Genomic DNA, 21,510 nt, shown 5'->3' on the forward strand with positions numbered 1-21,510 from the left:
AGATTAACAGCAATTGCTTACGGTTGGATCAATGCACATCCTTCCAGTATTCGCGTTTGAGCAGATAGGCGAATACGAAGAAGAAGGCCAGGTACAGCAATACATAGGTACCGATGCGCTGATGCTGCAGTTTGACCGGGTTGGCCGAGTAGGCCAGGAAGGTCACCAGATTCTTAACCTTCTCGTCAAACTGCTCTTCGTTCAGCGTACCGGTCTTGGGCACGATGGTCAGTTGATCGCACGCTTCATGAGTCAAAGGCGTACCGGTCAACGGATCATATTGCTTCTTGCCGTCTTCAACGACCTGAACCTGCTTGCATCCTACCACTTGGCGCCCCTGCAGGCCGACCAGAACATTAGGCATACCGACGTTCGGGAAGACTTTGTTGTTTACGCCATAAGGGCGCGTCGGGTCTTCGTAGAAGGATTTGAGGTAGCCATAGAGCCAATCGGTGCCCCGAACGCGTGCAACCAGGGTCAGGTCGGGCGGTGCAGCCCCGAACCAGGCCTTGGCGTCGGCAGGCTGCATGCCAATGTTCATGTGGTCGCCGATCTTCGCACCAGTGAACACCGCGTGACTGAGCATCACGTCATGCGGAATGCCCAAGTCATCGGCGACACGCTCGTAACGCTGGAACTTGGCGCTGTGGCAACCCATGCAGTAGTTGGTGAAGGTACGCAGCCCATCCTGCATGGCGGCCTTGTCAGACACGTCGATGTCGACGCTCTCCAGCTCAGCGCCGTGCTCGGCAGCGAAGGACAGTAGCGGCAGGGCCGCAAGCATCAATGCAGCAAATAACTTTTTCATCAGCCAGTCACCCTTTCCGGAACCGGTTTGGTCTTCTCGAGCCGGGTGTAGAACGGCATCAGAATGAAGTAAGCGAAGTACAGGAAGGTGCAGACCTGCGACAGCAGTGTCAGCCCAGGCGACGGCGCCTTCACGCCCGTCCAGCCCAGCAGCATGAAAGCGATACAGAACACGACCAGCCAGATTCGGCTCAACCATCCCTTGTAGCGCATCGATTTGACCGGACTACGGTCAAGCCACGGCAGCACAAACAACAGAGCAATCGAAGCCCCCATGGCAACCACACCCATGAGCTTGTCTGGAATGGCCCGCAAGATCGCGTAGAACGGCGTGAAGTACCAGACCGGCGCAATATGCTCTGGCGTCTTGAAGGCGTTGGCCTGTTCGAAGTTAGGCTTCTCAAGGAAATAACCGCCCATCTCCGGGAAAAAGAACACGATCGAGCAGAAGATAAACAGGAACACCACCACGCCGACAATATCTTTCACGGTGTAGTAAGGATGGAACGGAATGCCGTCCAGCGGTATGCCGTTTTCATCTTTGTGCTTCTTGATGTCCACCCCATCCGGGTTGTTCGAACCCACTTCATGCAGCGCCAGGATGTGCAGCACGACCAGGCCCAGAATCACGATTGGCAAGGCCACGACGTGCAAGGCGAAGAAGCGGTTCAGGGTGATGCCTGAGATCAGGTAGTCACCGCGAATCCATTGGGTCAGGTCATTACCGATGACCGGAATCGCGCCAAACAGCGAGATGATCACTTGGGCGCCCCAGTACGACATCTGGCCCCACGGCAACAAGTACCCCATGAAGGCTTCAGCCATCAGCGCCAGGTAGATCAGCATGCCGAAGACCCACACCAGCTCGCGAGGCTTCTGGTACGAACCGTAGAGCAAGCCACGGAACATGTGCATGTAGACCACGATAAAGAACGCTGAAGCACCGGTGGAGTGCAATAGACGCAAGATCGAACCGTACTCGACGTCGCGCATGATTCCTTCAACGGATGCAAAAGCCTCTTCTGCCGACGGCGTGTAGCTCATCGTCAGCCAGACACCGGTGACCAGTTGGTTGACCAACACCAACAGCGCCAGGGAGCCGAAGAAGTAGAAGAAGTTGAAGTTTTTTGGCGCGTAATATTTGCTGAGATGGTCTTCCCACATTTTAGTGGCGGGGAAGCGCGCATCCACCCAATCCATGAACTTGCTCATCAGGCTTTCTCCCCCTCGTCGACGCCAATGACAATGACACTGTCAGTCTCGTAATGATGTGGCGGAACCGGCAGGTTCAGTGGTGCAGGTTGTGACTTGTAGACGCGACCGGCGAGGTCGTAGTGAGAGCCGTGACAAGGACAGAAGTAGCCACCGACCCAATCCTTGCCCAGGTCGGCAGGGGCAACTTCAGGGCGGAAGGTAGGCGAGCACCCCAGGTGGGTGCAGATACCGATCAGCAGCAGAATCTCTGGCTTGATCGAGCGAATTTCCTTATCGACGTAGGCGGGTTGTTCGGAATTCTTCGAGTCGGGATCAGACAGCTGACCTTCGATTTTCTTCAGATTCCCCAGGATCTCCTCAGTACGACGAACAATGAAAACCGGCTGACCGCGCCACTCAGCAATCATCTGCTGGCCTGGGTCGATCTTGCTGACATTCACCTTCACCGGTGCACCTGCGGCTTTCGCCTTGGCACTGGGAAACCATGACCCCACGAACGGGACCGCAGCCCCCACCGCTCCTGCAGCACCCACAACAGATGTGGCTGCTACTAAGAAGCGACGCCGGCCTGCATTCACGCCGTCATTGCTCATTCAGTCCTCTCCCATCAGCTTTTTGGCCTGTTAAATCAGGCGTCTACTAAGTGTTGAATCTTTACTTATAAAAATTTTGCCGAATGGTAATGAAAAGCCCCACGTAAGACAAGGGAATTGCCCGGGGCTCCCTGTCCAGGCCTTGTAGTATAGGGGGTCTACGGATGTGGCAAGTTGTCACGGCGAAAATTTTGCATAAATCGCAGGCAATAAAAAACGCCCAGCTCCGTGAGGAGCTGGGCGTTTTTGTGGAACGTAAAGCGAATTAACGCTTCGAGTACTGCGGACGCTTACGCGCTTTACGCAGACCGACTTTCTTACGTTCAACTTCACGAGCATCGCGAGTAACGAAGCCAGCTTTGCGCAGAGCGCCACGCAGGGTTTCGTCGTACTGCATCAGAGCGCGAGTGATACCGTGGCGGATTGCGCCAGCTTGACCACTTACACCGCCACCAATAACGGTGACGTAGATGTCGAACTTTTCAACGGTCTCGGTCAATTCCAGCGGCTGACGAACTACCATGCGGGCAGTTTCGCGACCGAAGAAGTTTTCCAGAGTGCGGTTGTTGATCGAGATGTTACCAGTGCCCGGACGCAGGAAAACGCGTGCGGTTGCGGTTTTGCGACGGCCAGTGCCGTAATTTTGAGTCGCCGACATAATGAACTATTCCGTTAAAACTTCAGTTCTTGGGGCTGCTGAGCAGCATGAGGGTGTACAGCGCCCGCATAGACTTTCAGCTTGCGAAACATATCGCGACCCAGTGGGCCCTTCGGCAGCATGCCTTTGACCGCGATTTCGATCGGGGCTTCAGGCTTCTTGGAAATCAGACCTTCGAAGTTCGAAGACTTGATACCGCCTGGGAAACCGGAGTGACGGTAGTACATTTTGTCTTGCGCTTTGTTGCCGGTAACACGTACCTGCTCAGCGTTGATGATCACGATGTAGTCACCGGTGTCAACGTGAGGGGTGTACTCAGGCTTGTGCTTGCCACGCAGACGGCTGGCGACTTCAGTGGCCAGACGACCCAGGGTCTGACCAGCGGCGTCGACGACAAACCAGTCGCGCTGAACTGTTTCCGGTTTTGCAGTAAAAGTTGTCATTCTTTAATAGCCTCAGGGGCCGCCCTGTAAATTAGACGGCGGATCTTACTGAATAGTGCGTACTTTGACAAGTCAAAGGCAGCCGGATACAGACGCTATCGGGGGCTCGGGTCGGCGCGTCCGTTCAACGGCAAGATTCTTCGGCAGGCGGCGCATCACTTCCACTGCAGAAAGAGGTGGGCAATTATGCAGATTGCGAAAAAAAATTCAACCTGCTTTTATGATTGTTTTCCCCGAAGGAGTACCCGATGGATTATCGACAGCTGGGCCGCACGGATCTGAACGTAAGCGCGATAGCCTTGGGCACCATGACCTGGGGTGAGCAGAACAGCGAGGCAGAGGCCTTCGCTCAGATCGAACGGGCCAAGGCGGCGGGGATCAACTTCCTCGACACGGCGGAAATGTACCCGGTGCCGCCCAAGGCCGACACCTATGCCACCACCGAGCGCTATATCGGTAATTACTTCAAAAGCCGCGGCGACCGGGCCGACTGGATCCTCGCCAGCAAGATCGCCGGCCCCGGCAACACCATCGACTACATCCGCGATGGCCACCTGCGCCACAACCGCAAGCACATCGTCGAGGCGCTGGATGCCAGCCTCAAGCGCCTGCAAACCGACTGGATCGACCTCTACCAACTACACTGGCCGGAACGCAGCACCAACTTCTTCGGCCAGTTGAGCTACAAGCACAAGGACGAAGACGATCTGACCCCGCTGGAGGAAACCCTCGAAGCGCTGGACGAGCAGGTCAAGGCTGGCAAGATCCGCCACATCGGCCTGTCCAACGAAACCCCGTGGGGCACCATGAAGTTCCTGGCCCTGGCCGAGGCCCGTGGCTGGACCCGTGCTGTGTCGATCCAGAACCCCTACAACCTGCTCAACCGCAGCTTTGAAGTGGGCCTGGCGGAAGTCGCGATTCGTGAGCAATGCGGCCTGCTGGCCTACTCGCCGCTGGCGTTCGGCATGCTCAGCGGCAAGTACGAGAATGGCGCACGCCCTGCAAAGGCTCGCCTGACCGAATACAGCCGCTTCAGCCGTTACTTCAACCCACAGTCAGAAGCGGCATGCAGCCGTTATGTGGCGCTGGCGCGCGAGCATGGCCTGGACCCGGCACAGATGGCGTTGGCGTTCGTGACGCAGCAGCCGTTTGTGACCAGCAACATCATTGGTGCGACAACGCTAATGCAACTGGACAGCAACATCGCCAGTGCTGAGCTGAAACTGTCAAAAGACGTGCTGGAAGGGATTGAGGCGATTCAGAAGGATCACCCGAATCCTGCGCCTTGATTGATCTCTAAGCCGCTATCGGGAGCAAGCCCCCTCCCACATTTTGATGTGTGAACAGCGTCAAATGTGGCAGAGGGCTTGCTCCCAATGGAGCCCTCTGCAGCACAAAGAAATCAAAGCGCCCGCGCAATAATCTCCTTCATGATCTCATTGGTCCCCGCATAAATGCGCTGCACCCGCGCATCCGCCCAGGCCCGCGCAATCGGGTATTCCCGCATGAAGCCGTAACCGCCGTGCAACTGCACGCACTCATCGAGCACCTTGCATTGCAGATCCGTGGCCCAATACTTGGCCATCGCCGCCGTAGGCACGTCCAGCTTGCCGTCCAGGTGCAACGCCATGCACTTATCGACAAACACGCGGCCAATCTGAATCTCGGTGGCCATCTCCGCCAACTTGAACCGGGTGTTCTGGAAATCGGCAATCGCCTTACCGAATGCCTTGCGCTCGCGGGTGTATTCCAAAGTCCACTGCAGCGCCGCCTCGGCTGACGACAGCGCACCAATCGCCACGGTCAGACGCTCCTGGGGCAACTCCTGCATCAAATACGCGAAGCCCATGCCCGCCTGGCCCAGCAGGTTCTCCTTGGGCACCCGCACATCCTGAAAGAACAGCTCCGAGGTGTCCTGGGCCTTCATGCCCACCTTCTCCAGGCGCTTGCCCTTGTCGAAGCCCGGCGTATCGGCTTCCACCAGAAACAGGCTGGTGCCCTTCGCTCCAGCCTTGGGATCGGTCTTGGCCACCACGATCACCAACTCGGCGAGAAAGCCGTTGGTGATAAAGGTCTTGGAGCCGTTGATCACGTACTCATCGCCGTCCAGCACCGCGGTGGTCTTGACGCCCTGCAAGTCGGAACCGGCCCCCGGCTCGGTCATGGCGATGGCCGTGACCATCTCGCCAGAGATCAATTTGGGCAGGTATTTGTGTTTCAACGCTTCACTGCCGTAATGCAGGATGTACGGCGCGACGATGTCCGAATGCAGCGAGAAACCGATGCCGGTCAGCCCCAGGCGGCTGATCTCTTCGATCACCACTGCGCTGTACAAAAAGTCTGCGCCCAGACCGCCATATTCCTCCGGCAGATGTGAACACAGCATCCCCGCCTCGCCTGCCCTGCTCCATAGGCTGCGGTCGATATAGCCCTGTTTCTCCCACTGCGCATGGAACGGCGCGGCGTGCTTTTCAAGGAAGGTGCGCACACTCTCGCGGAAGAGTTCGTGCTCCGAGCTGAACAAGGTTCTGGGGATCATGGGTCACCTGCGTGGATTGTCGGACAAAGACCGGACCACAAAGACTATGCCGCGAAGGCGTCACGGGACACTGGACACATGCGACAAAAAATAAGACGATCCAGCCGTCTGGTGACCACTTTCCCCTATAAGAATAAATGAAATTATGTCTAACCAAATCTCCACGCCCCTGCGGCGCGTCAGCATTTTGGCCATTGATCGGGTATTCGCTTCAACCCTCATGCAAGCCAAGGATTTCTTCCATCTCGCCAGCCTGCGTTATGGCAAACAACAAGGCCTGGGCCTGACCCCAGCGTTTGAAACGCGCCTGGTCAGCCCCGACGGGCAATCGGTGCGCAGCTTCAGTGATGTGATCATGCCGGTGGACGGCGGCCTGGAAGACGCCGACATCATCGTGTTGCCAGCCTTCTGGGATGACTTCGACGCCCTGTGCACGCGCTACCCGCAAGTGCTGCCCTGGCTGCGCCAACAACATGCGCGTGGTGCCGTGCTCTGCGGCGAAGCCACCGGAGTGTTCTGGCTCGCGGAAGCCGGGCTGCTGGATGGCAAAGAGGCGACTACTTACTGGCGGTTCTTCAACGCCTTCAGCGAACGCTTCCCCACGGTGCAACTCAATCAGGACAAGCACCTCACCGACGCCGACAACCTTTACTGCGCCGGCGGCACTACCTCGGCGTGCGACCTCTACATCTATTTGATCGAACGTTTCTGCGGCGCCAATATCGCCCAGGCGGTGGCCCGCGATATTCTCTACGAAGTGCAACGCAGCTACGCGCCGGGGCGCATTGGTTTTGGTGGGCAGAAGCTGCACCAGGACGTGATCATTCTGCAGATCCAGCACTGGCTCGAAGAGCATTTTGCCGACAAGTTCCGCTTCGAAGACGTCGCCCGGGAACACGGCATGAGCATCCGCAACTTCATGCGCCGCTTCCAGACTGCAACCGGCGACAAGCCGCTGCATTACCTGCAACGCCTGCGCATCGAGACCGCCAAGGGCCTGCTTTCCGGCAGCCGCAAAAGCATCAAGACCATCAGCTATGAGGTGGGTTATGACGATGCAAGTTTTTTTGCGCGGCTGTTCAGGCAGCACACTGAATTGTCGCCCAACCAGTACCGCCAACAGTTCCAGCAGGCCGCGTAGACCCAATGCGGGAGGGGGCTTGTTCGCGATTGCGGTGGGTCAATCACCATCTACAGTGACTGACACGCCGTTATCGGGAGCAAGCCCCCTCCCACGTTGAACCTGCGCTGTGCTTAGGGCTTGTGCCCGCGCGACAGGAACTCGTGGGACTGCATTTCCAGCAAGCGGCTCAGCGTGCGCTGGAATTCAAAGTTCAAGCGACCGCCGGTGTAGAGGTCCTTGAGTTCGACTTCCGCCGAGATGATCAGCTTGACGTTGCGGTCGTAGAATTCGTCGACCATGTTGATAAACCGGCGCGCGATGTCGTCGGTGGTGACGCTCATCTGCTCCACACCGCTCAAGATCACCGCGTGGAAGATCTTGCCCAATTCGATGTAGTCGTTCTGGCTGCGCGGGCCGTCGCACAGTTGGCGGAATTCGAACCAGGCCACGTCATCACAGGTGCGCAGCGCGATGATTTCGCGGTTTTCGATCATTAACTTGTCGTTTTCCACCGCCTGGGTGCATTCCGGCGTGAGCGCGCGGAAGCTTTTTTTCAGGCTTTCGTGCGCAGCTTCGTTCAGCGGAAAGTGAAACAGCTCGGCTTGCTCCAGGTGACGCAGGCGGTAGTCGACGCCGCTGTCGACGTTGACGATCTCGGTGTTCTGCTTGATCAGCGCGATGGCTGGCAGGAAGCGCGCACGTTGCAGGCCGTCCTTGTACAGGCCGTCGGGCACGATGTTCGAGGTGGCAACCAAGGTCACGCCATTCTTGAACAACTCTTCCATCAGGGTGCCGAGGATCATGGCGTCGGTGATGTCGGAGACGAAGAACTCATCGAAGCAGATCACCCTCGCTTCGTCGGAGAAGCGCTTGGCGATGATGGTCAGCGGGTTTTTCTCGCCCGGCAGGGTCTTCATTTCTTCATGCACGCGCTTCATGAAGCGGTGGAAGTGCGTACGGACCTTTTCCTTGAACGGCAGCGCTTCAAAGAACGTGTCGACCAGGTAAGTCTTGCCCCGGCCCACGCCACCCCAGAAGTACAAGCCTTTGACCGGCGTATGGTCTTTCTTGCCAAACAGCTTGCTGAGCATCCCTGGCTTGCTTTGCGAGGCCGCGACCAAGTCGTCGTACAGGCGCTGCAAATGACGCACCGCGGTTTCCTGGGCAGCGTCATGGAAGAATTCAGGGCGTTTCAGATCAGCTTGATATCGTTCTAGGGGCGTCATAATTTCGTTAGCAAGGCAACAAAAACGGGCCGTCACTGTAACGACGGCCCTGGAGAATGGCAATCAACCCTTGGTCGGGTTAATCCTCGATTGGAGTCAACGCGACGCGCAGGGCTTCGATGGCAGCGTCGCGCGACGCTTCGTCGGCGAACGCAGCGCTGTCGGCCACCGCATCGCCGTCCAGCCACACACTAAAACGCTGAGCCTCAGTGCGCACATCCAGCGCGTCGCCACTTTGCAATTGCTTAGTCACCGCGCCAGCCGCTTTACCGTCGGCAAAGTTACGCGACAGCAGCAGTTGCTCGCCATCGGCCGCCAGCAGGCGGAAGCGGAAACTGCCGTCGTCTTCGCGGAAGCTCACAAAGCGTGCGGCTTTGGCGGCTTTCTTTTTAGCCGCAACCGGCGCGGTGGCCTGATTGACGAACGAACGCAGGCCCACCGCTTCACGCAGCTCGGCCAGGAACGGCGCCGCCACAGCACGGGCTTTCTTGGCGCCAATCAGCAGCAGGTCTTCCATATCCGAAGGGCGCGACATCAGTTGGTGGTAACGCTCACGCGCTTCTCCCAGCTGGCCATCGAGCAGTTGGAACAGGCGGTTTTTCGCCTCGCCCCAGCCCAAACCTTGCAGCAATTCGCCGCGGAACTGTTCTTCCTGGGCCTTGGTGGCAAACGCCTGGAACAAGGTGAACAGGTGCGCGTTGTCGGGGTCTTTGGCTTCGCCGGGCGCGCGCGAATCGGTGACGATCCGCGAGATCGCGTCTTTCATGTCCTTGGCGCTGGTGAACAACGGGATAGTGTTGTCGTAGCTCTTGGACATCTTGCGGCCATCGAGGCCCGGCAAGGTGGCGACGCTTTCTTCGATCAACGCCTCGGGCATGGTGAAGAATTCTTTACCGTTGCCGAACAGGTGGTTGAAGCGCTGGCCGATGTCGCGGGCCATTTCCACGTGCTGGATCTGGTCGCGGCCGACTGGCACTTTGTGCGCGTTGAACATCAGGATGTCCGCCGCCATCAGCACCGGGTAGCTGTACAAGCCCATGGTGATGCCCGCGTCCGGGTCTTCGCCGGCCTCCACGTTTTTGTCCACCGAGGCCTTATAGGCGTGGGCGCGGTTGAGCAGGCCCTTGGCGGCAACGCAGGTCAGCAGCCAGGTCAACTCGGGGATTTCAGGGATGTCGGACTGGCGGTAGAAAGTCACCCGGTTCACATCCAGGCCACCGGCCAGCCAGGTCGCGGCGATTTCCATACGCGAGCGCTGGATGCGCTGCGGGTCATCGCATTTGATCAGGGCGTGGTAGTCGGCCAGGAAATAGAAGGAATCGGCATTCGCGTCCTGGCTGGCGAGGATCGCCGGGCGGATCGCACCGGCGTAGTTGCCCAGGTGCGGCGTGCCGGTGGTGGTGATGCCGGTGAGAATACGGGTACGAGTCGTCATGGGTAATCGCTTATCAGACTGCTATCAATTCGAGAGGCGCGGCAGTACCAGATCCTTGAGATCGGTCAGCTTGCCATGAAAAAAGTGTCCGCATTCTGCCACTTTCAGAAGCGTATGGGGGCGTTTCAAGGCCGCGGACCAGTCGTAAACCAGCTGCGGGTCGACCACTTCGTCGGTTTCCGGCTGGATCAGGGTCAATGGGCAGTCTTGGGGCAACAGGTCGGTATCGCGCAGGCGCATCACGGCAGCAGCGACCATGAACAGGTGCGCAAGCTTTTCACCCTTGGCTTCCAGGCGCCCGCCGAGACTGGCGGCCACATAACCGCCAAACGAGAAACCGAGCAAGGTGATCGGCAGGTCGGGATGTTTTTGCCGCAACCAGGTAGCAGCCGCTTCGGCATCGTCGACTTCACCGGTAGCCATATCGTGTGTACCGGCGCTGGCACCGACGCCACGGTAATTGAAACGTAAAGTAATCAAACCGGCATCGCGCGCGGTGCGCTGCAGGGTCGAGACAACTTTATTGAGCATGGTCCCGCCCTGCACCGGGTTAGGGTGGCAGATCAGCGCCAGGCCACGTGGCTCGGGGTGATCAAGATACAAGGCTTCCAATTGGCCAACCGGGCCATCGATCAAAACGGGGGTTTCACGCATGAGCAAGGAATGAACTCCGTGACCTCTCAAAGGGTCGACTCGTCTAGCTAAAAGTCTGTGCATGGCATCATTGCGAGCTTAATCGCGGTATACAGCGCAGGTCCGAGCCGTTAACGTAAAGCAAAGCCGTTTATAGAGGAAGGACTCGTGGAACACTCGCTCTTAGTTTGGTTGTTGCCGACTCTCGCCTTGGTTGCCGGTGTCGCGATTGGATTCCTGGTTGCCCGCCTGCTGCCGAATGCCGCGCCTAACCGCACGCAGCGTCAGTTGGATGACATTCAGGAACGTTTTGACAGTTATCAGAACGAGGTTGTTACCCACTTCAACAGCACCGCGACCCTGGTCAAGAAGCTCACTCAGAGCTACCAGGAAGTACAGGATCACCTTGCCGAGGGCGCCAACCGCCTGGCCCTCGACGACATAACCCGTCAGCGTCTGCTGGCTGCGCTGCATTCCGATGCGCCGCAAACTCCGCGGGAACGCCTGACTCCGCCGCGGGAAAACCAGGAGCCACCAAGGGACTACGCGCCAAAAACGCCGAACGCCCCAGGCATGCTGGACGAGCATTACGGCTTGAAGAAGTAACTCATTTTCAAGCCCCAAAAAGCCCGGCTGATCGATGATCATCCGGGCTTTTTTGGGCTTCACTCGCCAGAACAAGGGAGTTCCACTGTGGCTTGCCTGCGATTGCAGTGTGCCAGCTAATACACCTGCTGCTGACATTTCGCCATCGCGGGCAAGCCCGGCTCCCACATTGACCGAGTAACGCCTCAGGACACCGCTTGTTCCTGCAACAACCCACCTTCGATCCGCACATGCCGCCCGTGGAAGCGCTTAAGACTGCTGCGATGACCGACGCTGACGATGCTCAGCCCCGGCAACTCATCGATCAACGCTTGATACAAGCTCGCCTCATCCTCTTCATCCATGGCCGACGTCGCTTCGTCCATGTACAGCCACTGCGGTGCGAACAACAATGCGCGCGCAAAGGCCAGGCGCTGCTGCTCGCCCGGCGAGAGCATGCGCTGCCAATGGTTGGCCTCATCCAGGCGACTGACCAGATGCGGCAAGCGGCAGGTTTGCAGGACCTGTGCATAACGTTCTGCGGTGTAAACGCTGTCGTCTTGTGGATAACTCAATACCGCTTTTAAGGTGCCAATCGGCAAATAGGGCTTTTGCGGCAGGAACAAGTAACGCGCAGCCGGCAGGCGAATGCTGCCGTGTCCCGCTGGCCACAGCTGGCCCATGGCGCGCAGCAGCGTACTCTTACCGCTGCCGGAGCGCCCGCTGAGCATCACACGCTGGCCTGGTGCAACTGTCATGTCGGCGTCGGCGAGCAAGTGACGGCCGTCGGCCAAGTCCATGCTCAAGCCACTCACCACCAAGTGCTCACCCTCGGGGCGCACATCGATGGCTACCGCGCGCTGCTCGTTGTCGCGCATCGCCTGATGAAAACTCAGCAGACGATCACTGGTAGCACGCCAACTGGCCAGGTCGGCGTAGGCGCTGATGAACCAACTGAAGTTGCCCTGCACGTTGCCGAACGCCGAGTTGATTTGCATCAGCTCGCCCAGCTCGATCTTGCCGGAGAAGTAGCGTGGTGCCGCCACAATGAACGCAAACACAGTCGCGATCTGTTCGTAGCCGGCGGTGAAGAACGTGAGGCGTTTGGACACCTTCATGATGTCCCAGAAGTTATGCCAGACCCTACCGAAGCGCACGCTCAAGCGTTGGTTTTCGTTGGATTCGCCGTTGTACAAGGCAATGCTTTCGGCATTCTCCCGCACCCGGACCATGGAGAAACGCAGGTCCGCCTCAAACCGTTGCTGCTGGTTGCTCAGGCCGATCAAGCGACGACCGATCAGGTGGGTCAACCAGCTGCCGACGCCAGCATAGACCAGCGCACACCAGAACATATAGCCCGGGATGGTGATACCAAATACTTCGATACTTCCGGAAACGCCCCATAAAATGATTGAAAACGACACCAAGCTGACGACATTGCGCAGCAGCCCCAGGCCGAGGCTCAAGGTATTCGAAGTAAAGTTATTGAGGTCTTCGGAAATCCGCTGGTCCGGGTTATCGGTGTAGCCGCCCTGCTCCAACTGGTAGTAGTTTTTGTGACTGAGCCAACGCGCGAAATGCTTTTCGGTAAGCCACGCACGCCAGCGGATGGTCAGCATTTGGGTCAGGTACAGACGGTACACCGCGCCGAGAATAGCCACGGTTGCGATGCCGCAGAAATAGCCGATCAGTTGCCAGAAGGCGACGGTGTCCTTTTTCTCCAGGGCGTTGTAGAAGTCTTTGTACCAATGGTTGAGCCACACGGAGATGGCCACGCTGAACAGTGACAGGCCGATCACCGTGATCAGCAACAACCAAGCCTTGCCCTTCTCTTCACTGCGCCAATACGGCGTGATCATCGCCCAGATTCGGCGGAAAAATTGCCCACGCACTGCGTCGTTGACCGCGGAATACTCAGCGTTCTGATTCATCGTTCAGGCTCGGTAGGAGAGGTGACAGGCGTTTGAACCGATCATAGTCGATCGGTTCAGGGCTCCGTGCGGCCTGAAGCAGATTGTTCAGACTTTGTTCAGCGCCGTACCGGACGCTTCTGCAGCTTGCGCTGCAAAGTACGCCGGTGCATGCCCAAGGCGCGGGCGGTGGCGGAGATGTTGCCTTCGTGCTCGGTCAGCACACGCTGGATGTGCTCCCACTGCAGGCGGTCCACCGACATCGGGTTTTCCGGTACCAGGGTGTCGAGGTCGGCATGCTCGGAGAGCAAGGCAGCCAGCACATCGTCGGCGTCCGCCGGCTTGCACAGGTAGTTGCAGGCGCCACGCTTGATCGCCTCGACGGCGGTGGCGATGCTGGAGTAACCGGTGAGGATCACCACGCGCATTTCCGGGTCAAGTTCCAGCAACTTTGGCAGCAGCACCAAGCCGGAGTCGCCGTCCATTTTCAGGTCGAGCGCGGCATAGTCCGGCAAGTCGGCCTGGGCGATGGTCAGGCCTTCTTCGGCCGAACCTGCGGTGCTCACGCGAAAGCCACGACGGCTCATGGCGCGCGCCATCACGCGGGTAAAGGTGGCATCGTCATCTACCAGCAACAGGTGCGGCAGTTCTTCGCCTTCGACTTGGATCTCGTCACTCATCGATATCTCCTCGTGCGACACGGGGCAGGCGCAGCTCGGTGAGCGTGCCACCTTCCTCATGACTATAGAGCTTCACTGAGCCGCCCGCGCGGGTCACGCTGGCCTTGCTCAAAAACAGGCCGAGGCCGAAACCTTTGCCCTTGGTGGTAAAGAAGGGTTTGCCGATTTGCTCGGCAATGGCCAGTGGCACACCCGCACCGTGGTCACGAATGCTGATGGTCACGTCTTCCGCGTCCCAGTCCAACTGCACACCCAGGCCTTCGGGGCAAGCGTCAGCGGCGTTGTTCAACAAGTTAAGCAAGGCTTGGGTCAGGTCCGGCGGCGGCGCCATGCGCGGCACGCTGCCCTGGCCCAGCAGGTTGAAGCGGTAACTGGCTTCGGGGCGCATCAAGTGCCAGCGGTTCAGTGCTTCGTCGAGCCACTGGGTCACGTCCTGCATCTCCACGGCCAGGCGGCGATTGGCTTCGGCGGCGCGCACCAGTTGCTGCAAGGTCTGCTTGCATTGCTTGACCTGTTCCTGCAACACACTCAAGTCATCTTGCAGGGCCGGGTCGTGATGGTCCTGGACCATTTCATTGAGCAATACACTCATGGTTGCCAGCGGCGTACCCAACTCATGGGCGGCGCCGGCAGCCTGGGTGGCGACGGCCAGCAATTGCTGGTCACGCAGGCCTTCTTCGCGGCGAATAGCGCGCAATTCTTCCTGGCGACGCAGCTCTTCGGCCATGCGCGCAGCAAAGAAGGTAATCACTGCGGCAGACAGGGCGAAACTCAGCCACATCCCGTAGATCTGCAGATTTTCCCGAGCGATGGGGAACGTCTGCAACGGGTAAAACTGGGCCAGCAACAAGGTGTACAGCGTCAGCGCGATACCCGACAGCACCACGGAGTAGCGCCATGGCAACGTGACGGCCGCGATGGTCAGTGGCACCAGGTAATACGAAACGAATGGGTTGGTGGAACCACCGGAGAAATACAGCAACACACTGTGGATAAACAGGTCGCAGGCCAGCTGCAGAGCGTATTCCAATTCGGTCACCGGCCATGTGGTGCGCAGCCGAATAGCCGTGAATACACACAGTACGATGGAGAAGCAGAGGGTCACGGCCAGCTGCAGCCAGGGCAATGGCAGCAGGTCGAACCAATACGCGAGCCCGACGGAACCGGCCTGTGCGGCCAATACCAAGGTGCGGATGAACGTCAGGCGCCAGAGATTCTGGCGTGTGGCGGAAGTTAGTTTTACGGCGGCGAGCATGAGCTCTCCCGGTGAGCGCTGCAGGCGGATCGGCAGCAGTATAAACGAAGCGGACGCACTGGCACGGCGCGTGTGGCTCTTTGCCGCAGGCCGGGGAAATGACCGTTCGTCGGCGCCACGGCAACGTGTAGCGAATGTGTAAACCCGAAGAACCCGATGCCAGCGTCTACAGTCATACCGAACACGACTATTCCAAGGAGCTTCCATGTCTCGTTTCACTCGCAGTGCAACCATTCTCACCCTCAGCACCAGCGCCCTGGCCAGCCTTCCGGCCATGGCCGCCGATGAGCTGCACTACAACCAAATTTCCCTGCGTGCCGAAGTCAGCCAGGAAGTGGCCCGCGACAAGATGATCGTTACCCTTTATACCGAGTCGCAAAATACCGACCCGGCCAAGCTCGCCGCCGAAATCACCACCACCCTGAACAAGGCTCTAGGCGAGGCTCGCGCAGTCAAAGGCGTGACCCTACGCCAGGGTAGCCGTAACAGCTACCCGATCTACGACAACAAGAACCAAAAGATCACCGGCTGGCGTGAGCGCGCCGAATTGCGCCTCGAAAGTGCCGACTTCCCTGCCCTGTCCAAGCTTACCGGCGACCTGCTCAACACCCTGAAAATGGAAAACATGGACTTCGCCATCGCCGACACCACGCGCAAGGCCAGCGAAGATGCGCTGCTCAAAGACGCGGTTGCCGCCTTCAAAGCCCGTGCACAACTGGCCACCGATGCACTGGGCGGCAAGGGCTACAAGATCGTCAACCTGAACTTCAACACCAACGGTTACCCACAGCCGTATGCCCGCAACGGCGGGATGATGATGAAAGCAGCCATGATGGATTCAGCACCGACACCTGAGGTAGAAGCCGGCACCAGCCAGGTAAATATGAGCGCTGATGGCGTCATTGAAGTACTGCAATAACCCCGTATGGAATGACAAAACGGCGCAGCCTGTAGGTTTGCGCCGTTTTTTTTGAGGACTCCTGTGCATACGCACGTATTACTCGGTGACATATCACGACGGAATCAAATACTCGGTTCTCACAACTCAATGTTGCCACCGACACCAAGGAGGGACACGCAGGCGTCAATCATTTCTTGAGAACCGAAACTATGACTTTAGCGCTCAAACCGAGACCCTCTGTGCAACTGCCACAAGAGATCCACATACCTGCTGATTCTGTCTCACCCCCCAAAATATCAAAGGCACAAGCGCCTCAACTACCAGCCGGCGACATGGCCCGGCCTCAAGAAACGCAGTTGCTTAAGTCTTACCTGGAAGCGGTACAAAGCATCGTACTGGGCCTGACACCCAAGCTGGTACGAGTGCCTCCTGAGAGCACATTAGGCCAGTGGCTTGCACTGTATCGAGACCAACTGGAACACCCTGTTGTTCAAGCCTGGATGCGTGAACAGAAAATCACCCCCGACAACCTGGTCTCAATCACCCCCTCTAAGGGGACTTTGACCGCCATGGTCAGAGGCGAAGAGAAAACTTTCAGTCTCACGGACACCACCGGATGGGGACAGATTTCAGGGCCACTGTTGGCGGCCGCCAAAGTCATCGCACCTGGAAACAGTGGCGTGTTGCGAGTGGGATTGCGTGATGGCTACGTGCAAGTCACCGCAAAGGTAGTGGCACACTTTGCAGGTGTGCCACTCCCCGCCACCCTCGCTGAGGGTCGAGCGCAAATCAGGCAGATGGAACATAAAGTTGCCTTCGACCCCGTCCCCCCCAATGACCGCTTACGGCCTGCCAGCAGCCGTTCGGCCGATGCTCTGCAAGTGCATAAACAGAATGCTGCCACGTATTACAGTACCGCCCCCCAGACACTGGCTTACAAACGCCTGGCCGTTGAGGTTGCCAATAACCTGCCAAACACGCGGGCAGAAGCCAAGAAGTGGGCCGAAGCGCTGATTTTCAAATTGACCGGCAAAGTCGTCGACGCTGACACGATTTATTTAAACCGTTTCCATAGCTACAACACCCCGCCAACCGGTGACCCGATACCCATTACTGGCTGGGAACACCCCGGCGAAGAGCCGTATTCCTCGTTACGCCTGCCGGATGCCCTGCTGAAAAATTTCTCCGAACACGACGGCATCCCGGGCACCCTGGATGCACAAGCCGGTTTGTATACCGTCGGCGCAGGTGGAAGCACAAAGGGTGGGTACGGCGCCCATAACGAATTCCCTCTCGAGCCGTCCAAGCTCATGCACGCAAGCTGGAAGACTGACTTTCAAGCCCAGATGACTCAAAAGATCGACACTTTCTGGAATGCTCATGCGGGTAACTACGAGACCGCAATCAAAGGCGAGTTCGTCTACCAGGCCCGCAAGCAATTAAAAACGGCTGAAGCCCGATCACCGGCTGAACGCGCGCTGCAGCCACCCGAGCAGCGCTTCACCCGCGAAGACTACGAACTGGTGATGGGCGCAGCGTCCAACCTCCCGCTCGACGAAAATGCGCCGCTGACCGTCGAACAACTCAAGACCAGGGCGCAGGTGAAAAGCAAGGTTCAAGTGAACGCCCTTAACATCCACGGCTATCCCTCCAACGACATCATGCGATTCAGTGTCGGCGACAATGGCCGGCAAGTGATTTGCTACCCTGGAGCCGTGCCCGTTTTTCTCAGGTTTGACTCTCTTGAGAAACTTGATCAATGGGTTGTCAACCAAACCAAAGATGCAAAAAAACGCGCCGCATTGATGGGGCATTTTCCGTTGATGTATCACCAGGACCAAACCGCCAATTTTCTTTCGCGCCTGGAAAAAGTAATTGTCCCTGTGCTGTGGTTCACACACGTTGGGGAAAAGAAGGACGGCCTGAACACCCTCTTCGACAAAATGGCCGCCGGTAAATTGAAAGACCCCGTGATCAATGACAAACACTCAAGCATTAAAGGGGATGTTTTTCAGGAAATGACATCGGCCAGTCAAGCGCGGATGCACAGTGATGCCGACGTTGTTATCAAGTCCAACAGCGAGGTGATTCGCGATACCTGGCTGAACGACATCACCGCGGCGGCCGGTTTGCTAGCCAAGCTTGCGCCCATCGCCGCGCCGGTCGCCGGCGCTGCAATACTCACCGGGTTGACCGAGCTGACCTTAGGCGCAGAAAAAACCTCGTCCGGCGACACTGAAGCGGAACGCAACGACGGAGCTTCCAAGGCATTCGACGGTTTGCTGAATACGCTGTTCTCGGTCGGGGCAAGTACAGCCCCGGAAGACCCTTTTGCACGCCCTCCCGAAACAGAATTACCATCCGGGAAGCTGACTGCGCCGCCCGAACCTTCTGAAATAGAGGCCCCCCAACCTGGGCCGTCCTCCGGTAACCGTCTCGTAGTCAACAAACCTGTGCCCCTACCGAAATCCCAGTCACTCATCCACTTGGCGCAACATGCCATACCCAACGGTGAGGAATTGATAAAAAATGCCACGCGTGACGCACTGGGGGTGTATCGAATGACCGACGCCACTGGGGCATTCCGCCAATTCGTGCGCCTTACCGATGAAACCGGGACCAGCGGGGTATTTGAGATATCCGGTCGCTACCGATCAGGCGATACCTTTGCCAAAATCATTAACCACGAGGGTGCGGGACTGGTGGTAGTCACACCCGGTCGTGGTGGCGAATGGGCGCGAGCGCCGGGAGATGGCGGCGTTCGACTTTGGCCATGGCAGCGCTCAGCATCGTTAACGCCCAGTGAACGCCTTAGACCGGAGTTCTCAGACCTGTTCGCCGAGGTGGATGGGCGAGCGGTCAAGCAGGCTAAGGTATTCGACGAACTGTTGAACGTTGATGAGGCAAAACCCTACACGGTGTCCACAAGTGGCTATGAAGAAAATGGCGTCTTGAGAAGAAAGTTAAATATTTCCTGGTCGGCCGCAAAAGAGCAGTTTGAACTGCTGGAATCAGAAAGGGCGAGGCCAATACCCGACAGCACCAGTCTCTATTCGCATAATTTCACTCTTGATATCAATCGCGCCAACTATATGGTGACTCGCTATACGGAAAACGGAGAGCTTCATTTCAAGCTCAACGCCGGCGGGGACTCAACCGAAAGTATCCAACAGAACAGGCTGAAACAGTTCGAGAACGCGATTCCCGATGCAAGCCTGCGCGCGCGTATTTCCGAGATCGCCCATCAAGGATCGTCGGGGCCCGCCAATTCTGAGTTGCTGAACGCCTTGAAAGAAGGCTACAGCCCGAAAGTCAGTAACGCCTCCTATTTTATTAACTATGACCCTGTCAAAAACGAAGCCCAAGTCAACGTCGTCGCCAAGTGGCACTTGAATGACTTAAGGGGTGACGAGATGAAGCTTATTCCGGATATGGAAATGACCAGCACCCGCCATTTCAACATCAGCTTGGGTAACGAAGTGTCGGATAACCCTTACATCATCGAAGAGGTGACACCCACACTGTTGACTGCCTCGGTGCCAGAACCCTCTGGCCAATAAATCCAAACGCTTGTCTCTACCTGAACACTCAGAACGCCGGTAACCTCGGTGACCGCCGCTTTCTTTTGGGCCGCTTTTATATAGGGCCGCCATTTCAGGGGACTCCATGGAAAGAATCACCTTAAAACCGTTGCTCCTTGCCGCAGGCCTTCTGGCCTTTATGCCAATGGCCCACGCTGCCAGCACCTTGGTTTACTGCTCCGAAGCCAGCCCCGCCGGTTTCGACCCCAGCCAGTACACCAGCGGCACCGATTTCGATGCGTCAGCCGAAACCGTGTTCAACCGCTTGACCCAATTCAAGCGTGGCGGCACCGAAGTCGAACCTGGCCTGGCAACCCGCTGGGATGTCTCCAAAGATGGCCTGACCTACACCTTCCATCTGCGCGATGGCGTCAAGTTCCACACCACTGACTACTTCACGCCAACCCGCGATTTCAACGCGGATGACGTGCTGTTCACCTTCAACCGCCTGCTGGATGCCGACAGCCCGTTCCGCAAAGCCTACCCGTCCGAGTCGCCTTACTTCACCGACATGGGGTTGAACACCACGATCAAAACCGTGGAAAAAATTGACCACCACACCGTGCGGTTCAACCTGAATAACGTCGATGCCTCGTTCGTGCAGAACCTGGCCATGAGTTTTGCTTCGGTGCAATCGGCCGAATACGCAGCCCAGCTGTTGAAAGAGGGCAAGGCTGAAAGCATCAACCAGAAGCCCGTGGGCACCGGGCCGTTTGTGTTCAAGCGCTACCAGAAAGACTCACAGATCCGTTACGTCGCCAACAAACAGTATTGGAAGCCCGAGGATGTGAAACTCGACAACCTGGTGTTCGCCATCACCCCTGACGCCGCCTCGCGTTTGCAGAAGCTCAAAGCCGGCGAATGCCAGGTCAGCGGTTACCCGCGCCCCGCCGACATCGATGTGATGAAACAGGACCCGAACCTTCGGGTACTGCAACAAGCCGGCTTCAACCTGGGCTTTCTGGCCTATAACGTGACCCACCCGCCACTGGATCAACTCAAGGTGCGCCAAGCCTTGGACATGGCCATCGACAAGCCGGCGATTATCAAGGCCGTGTATCAAAGCGCCGGGCAATTGGCACAGAACGCGCTGCCACCGGCGCAGTGGTCTTATGACCCCACTATCAAGGACGCACCATACGACCCGACCAAGGCGAGGGCGCTACTAAAAGAAGCAGGGGTTGCACCAGGTACCACCATCAATCTGTGGGCGATGACCGTACAACGCGCCTCCAACCCCAATGCGCGAATGTCGGCGCAGATGATCCAGCAGGATTGGGAGAACGTTGGTATCAAAGCCAATATCGTCAGCTATGAGTGGGGCGAGTACATTAAGCGCGCCAAGAATGGCGAGCACGATGCGATGATTTACGGCTGGACCGGCGACAACGGCGACCCGGATAACTGGCTTGGCGTGCTCTACAGTTGTGCCGCGGTCAAAGGCAGCAACTACGCCAAATGGTGTAACCCGGCTTACGACACGCTCGTGCAGCAAGCCAAGGTCAGCAGCGACCGCGAACAGCGCATCAAGTGGTATCAACAGGCGCAGAAAATCCTTAAGGAACAAGTACCTATAACGCCTATCGCAAACTCGACGGTTTTTCAGCCTATTCGAAAAGAAGTTAAGGACTTCAAGATCAGTCCGTTTGGCCTCACGCCGTTTTATGGTGTGAGTCTAGATAAGTAACAGCTACGCCCCAACCGAGTGCGCCAGACGGCTCGGTTGGACTTTTTTGGTGCGCTAGATGCACCGAAAAAACCCTCTATATATATGCATTTATGTACAAACTTTCATAAATGCGACATTCCTGTACGTTCGTACCACAGTTTGACGCTCGTGGCGGCTCAGCATCTTGCAATGGGTATGGCCCCTGCATAAGTATCCGCAGGCCGACTCACGAGGTCGCCCTCACCACCAAAAATGAC

At 57.5% G+C, this 21,510-nt stretch carries 18 protein-coding genes; 6 read left to right on the forward strand and 12 right to left on the reverse strand.

Features of this window, described 5'->3' with window-relative positions; all coding sequences use genetic code 11:
• Positions 1-28: 28 nt before the first annotated feature.
• The 5 genes from FW764_RS15135 to rplM all read right to left on the reverse strand — a co-directional run bounded on the left by FW764_RS15135 (position 29) and on the right by rplM (position 3,716).
• The gene (locus FW764_RS15135; RefSeq protein ID WP_446434600.1) at positions 29-808 is read right to left on the reverse strand and encodes a cytochrome c1; all 780 of its coding nucleotides are present in this window, start codon (positions 806-808) and stop codon (positions 29-31) included.
• Positions 808-2,019: a cytochrome b gene (locus tag FW764_RS15140; RefSeq protein WP_446434601.1), complete on the reverse strand. Its 1,212-nt coding sequence runs from the start codon at positions 2,017-2,019 to the stop codon at positions 808-810. Before FW764_RS15140 ends, FW764_RS15135 begins: the two co-directional genes overlap by 1 nt.
• A complete protein-coding gene (petA, locus tag FW764_RS15145; RefSeq protein WP_053254389.1) occupies positions 2,019-2,615 on the reverse strand; it encodes a ubiquinol-cytochrome c reductase iron-sulfur subunit in 597 nt (198 codons plus the stop codon). Before petA ends, FW764_RS15140 begins: the two co-directional genes overlap by 1 nt.
• 265 nt (positions 2,616-2,880) lie before the next feature.
• Complete coding sequence (gene rpsI / locus FW764_RS15150; RefSeq protein ID WP_003216038.1) at positions 2,881-3,273, reverse strand: 30S ribosomal protein S9; 393 nt, start codon at positions 3,271-3,273, stop codon at positions 2,881-2,883.
• Positions 3,274-3,287: 14 nt separating this feature from the next.
• On the reverse strand, positions 3,288-3,716 hold the full coding sequence (gene rplM, locus FW764_RS15155) for a 50S ribosomal protein L13 (RefSeq protein ID WP_003171742.1): 429 nt from the start codon (positions 3,714-3,716) through the stop codon (positions 3,288-3,290).
• Between the two features lie 248 nt (positions 3,717-3,964).
• Between rplM and FW764_RS15160 the strand changes: the two genes are divergently transcribed.
• The gene (locus FW764_RS15160; RefSeq protein WP_446434602.1) at positions 3,965-5,005 is read left to right on the forward strand and encodes an NADP(H)-dependent aldo-keto reductase; all 1,041 of its coding nucleotides are present in this window, start codon (positions 3,965-3,967) and stop codon (positions 5,003-5,005) included.
• Between the two features lie 113 nt (positions 5,006-5,118).
• Here the strand turns inward: FW764_RS15160 and FW764_RS15165 are convergent, their stop codons facing one another.
• Positions 5,119-6,255, reverse strand: a complete 1,137-nt coding sequence (locus FW764_RS15165) for an acyl-CoA dehydrogenase family protein (RefSeq protein WP_446434603.1) — start codon at positions 6,253-6,255, stop codon at positions 5,119-5,121.
• 220 nt (positions 6,256-6,475) lie between these two features.
• On the opposite strand from FW764_RS15165, the gene FW764_RS15170 reads away from it, so the two are divergent.
• Positions 6,476-7,396, forward strand: coding sequence for a GlxA family transcriptional regulator (locus FW764_RS15170; RefSeq protein WP_446434746.1), 921 nt, complete (start codon positions 6,476-6,478; stop codon positions 7,394-7,396).
• 113 nt (positions 7,397-7,509) lie between these two features.
• On the opposite strand, the gene zapE is transcribed toward FW764_RS15170, so the two are convergent.
• The 3 genes from zapE to FW764_RS15185 all read right to left on the reverse strand — a co-directional run bounded on the left by zapE (position 7,510) and on the right by FW764_RS15185 (position 10,693).
• Positions 7,510-8,604 carry a cell division protein ZapE gene (gene zapE, locus FW764_RS15175; protein ID WP_446434604.1) on the reverse strand — a complete coding sequence of 365 codons (1,095 nt, stop codon included), beginning with the start codon at positions 8,602-8,604 and terminating at the stop codon, positions 7,510-7,512.
• 79 nt (positions 8,605-8,683) lie between these two features.
• The gene (locus FW764_RS15180; RefSeq protein WP_446434605.1) at positions 8,684-10,039 is read right to left on the reverse strand and encodes a tryptophan--tRNA ligase; all 1,356 of its coding nucleotides are present in this window, start codon (positions 10,037-10,039) and stop codon (positions 8,684-8,686) included.
• A 24-nt stretch (positions 10,040-10,063) separates the two neighbouring features.
• The gene (locus FW764_RS15185; protein WP_446434606.1) at positions 10,064-10,693 is read right to left on the reverse strand and encodes an alpha/beta hydrolase; all 630 of its coding nucleotides are present in this window, start codon (positions 10,691-10,693) and stop codon (positions 10,064-10,066) included.
• Between the two features lie 147 nt (positions 10,694-10,840).
• On the opposite strand from FW764_RS15185, the gene FW764_RS15190 reads away from it, so the two are divergent.
• Positions 10,841-11,278 (forward strand): YhcB family protein, encoded by a 438-nt coding sequence (locus tag FW764_RS15190; RefSeq protein ID WP_005784763.1) that lies wholly within the window; start codon positions 10,841-10,843, stop codon positions 11,276-11,278.
• Positions 11,279-11,463: 185 nt separating this feature from the next.
• Here the strand turns inward: FW764_RS15190 and FW764_RS15195 are convergent, their stop codons facing one another.
• The 3 genes from FW764_RS15195 to FW764_RS15205 form a co-directional block, all read right to left on the reverse strand.
• On the reverse strand, positions 11,464-13,188 hold the full coding sequence (locus FW764_RS15195; protein ID WP_446434607.1) for an ABC transporter ATP-binding protein/permease: 1,725 nt from the start codon (positions 13,186-13,188) through the stop codon (positions 11,464-11,466).
• A 98-nt stretch (positions 13,189-13,286) separates the two neighbouring features.
• Positions 13,287-13,847, reverse strand: coding sequence for a response regulator transcription factor (locus tag FW764_RS15200; protein ID WP_003171731.1), 561 nt, complete (start codon positions 13,845-13,847; stop codon positions 13,287-13,289).
• Positions 13,840-15,102, reverse strand: coding sequence for an ATP-binding protein (locus FW764_RS15205; RefSeq protein ID WP_083360166.1), 1,263 nt, complete (start codon positions 15,100-15,102; stop codon positions 13,840-13,842). Before FW764_RS15205 ends, FW764_RS15200 begins: the two co-directional genes overlap by 8 nt.
• Before the next feature lie 205 nt (positions 15,103-15,307).
• Between FW764_RS15205 and FW764_RS15210 the strand changes: the two genes are divergently transcribed.
• The 3 genes from FW764_RS15210 to FW764_RS15220 all read left to right on the forward strand — a co-directional run bounded on the left by FW764_RS15210 (position 15,308) and on the right by FW764_RS15220 (position 21,271).
• Entirely contained in the window at positions 15,308-16,021 is a 714-nt protein-coding gene (locus FW764_RS15210) for an SIMPL domain-containing protein (protein ID WP_446434608.1), read from the forward strand.
• Between the two features lie 221 nt (positions 16,022-16,242).
• Positions 16,243-19,563, forward strand: a complete 3,321-nt coding sequence (locus tag FW764_RS15215) for a dermonecrotic toxin domain-containing protein (protein ID WP_446434609.1) — start codon at positions 16,243-16,245, stop codon at positions 19,561-19,563.
• A 106-nt stretch (positions 19,564-19,669) separates the two neighbouring features.
• Positions 19,670-21,271 carry an ABC transporter substrate-binding protein gene (locus tag FW764_RS15220; RefSeq protein WP_446434610.1) on the forward strand — a complete coding sequence of 534 codons (1,602 nt, stop codon included), beginning with the start codon at positions 19,670-19,672 and terminating at the stop codon, positions 21,269-21,271.
• Positions 21,272-21,510 lie beyond the last annotated feature (239 nt).

Source organism: Pseudomonas sp. 1152_12, from assembly GCF_052850675.1.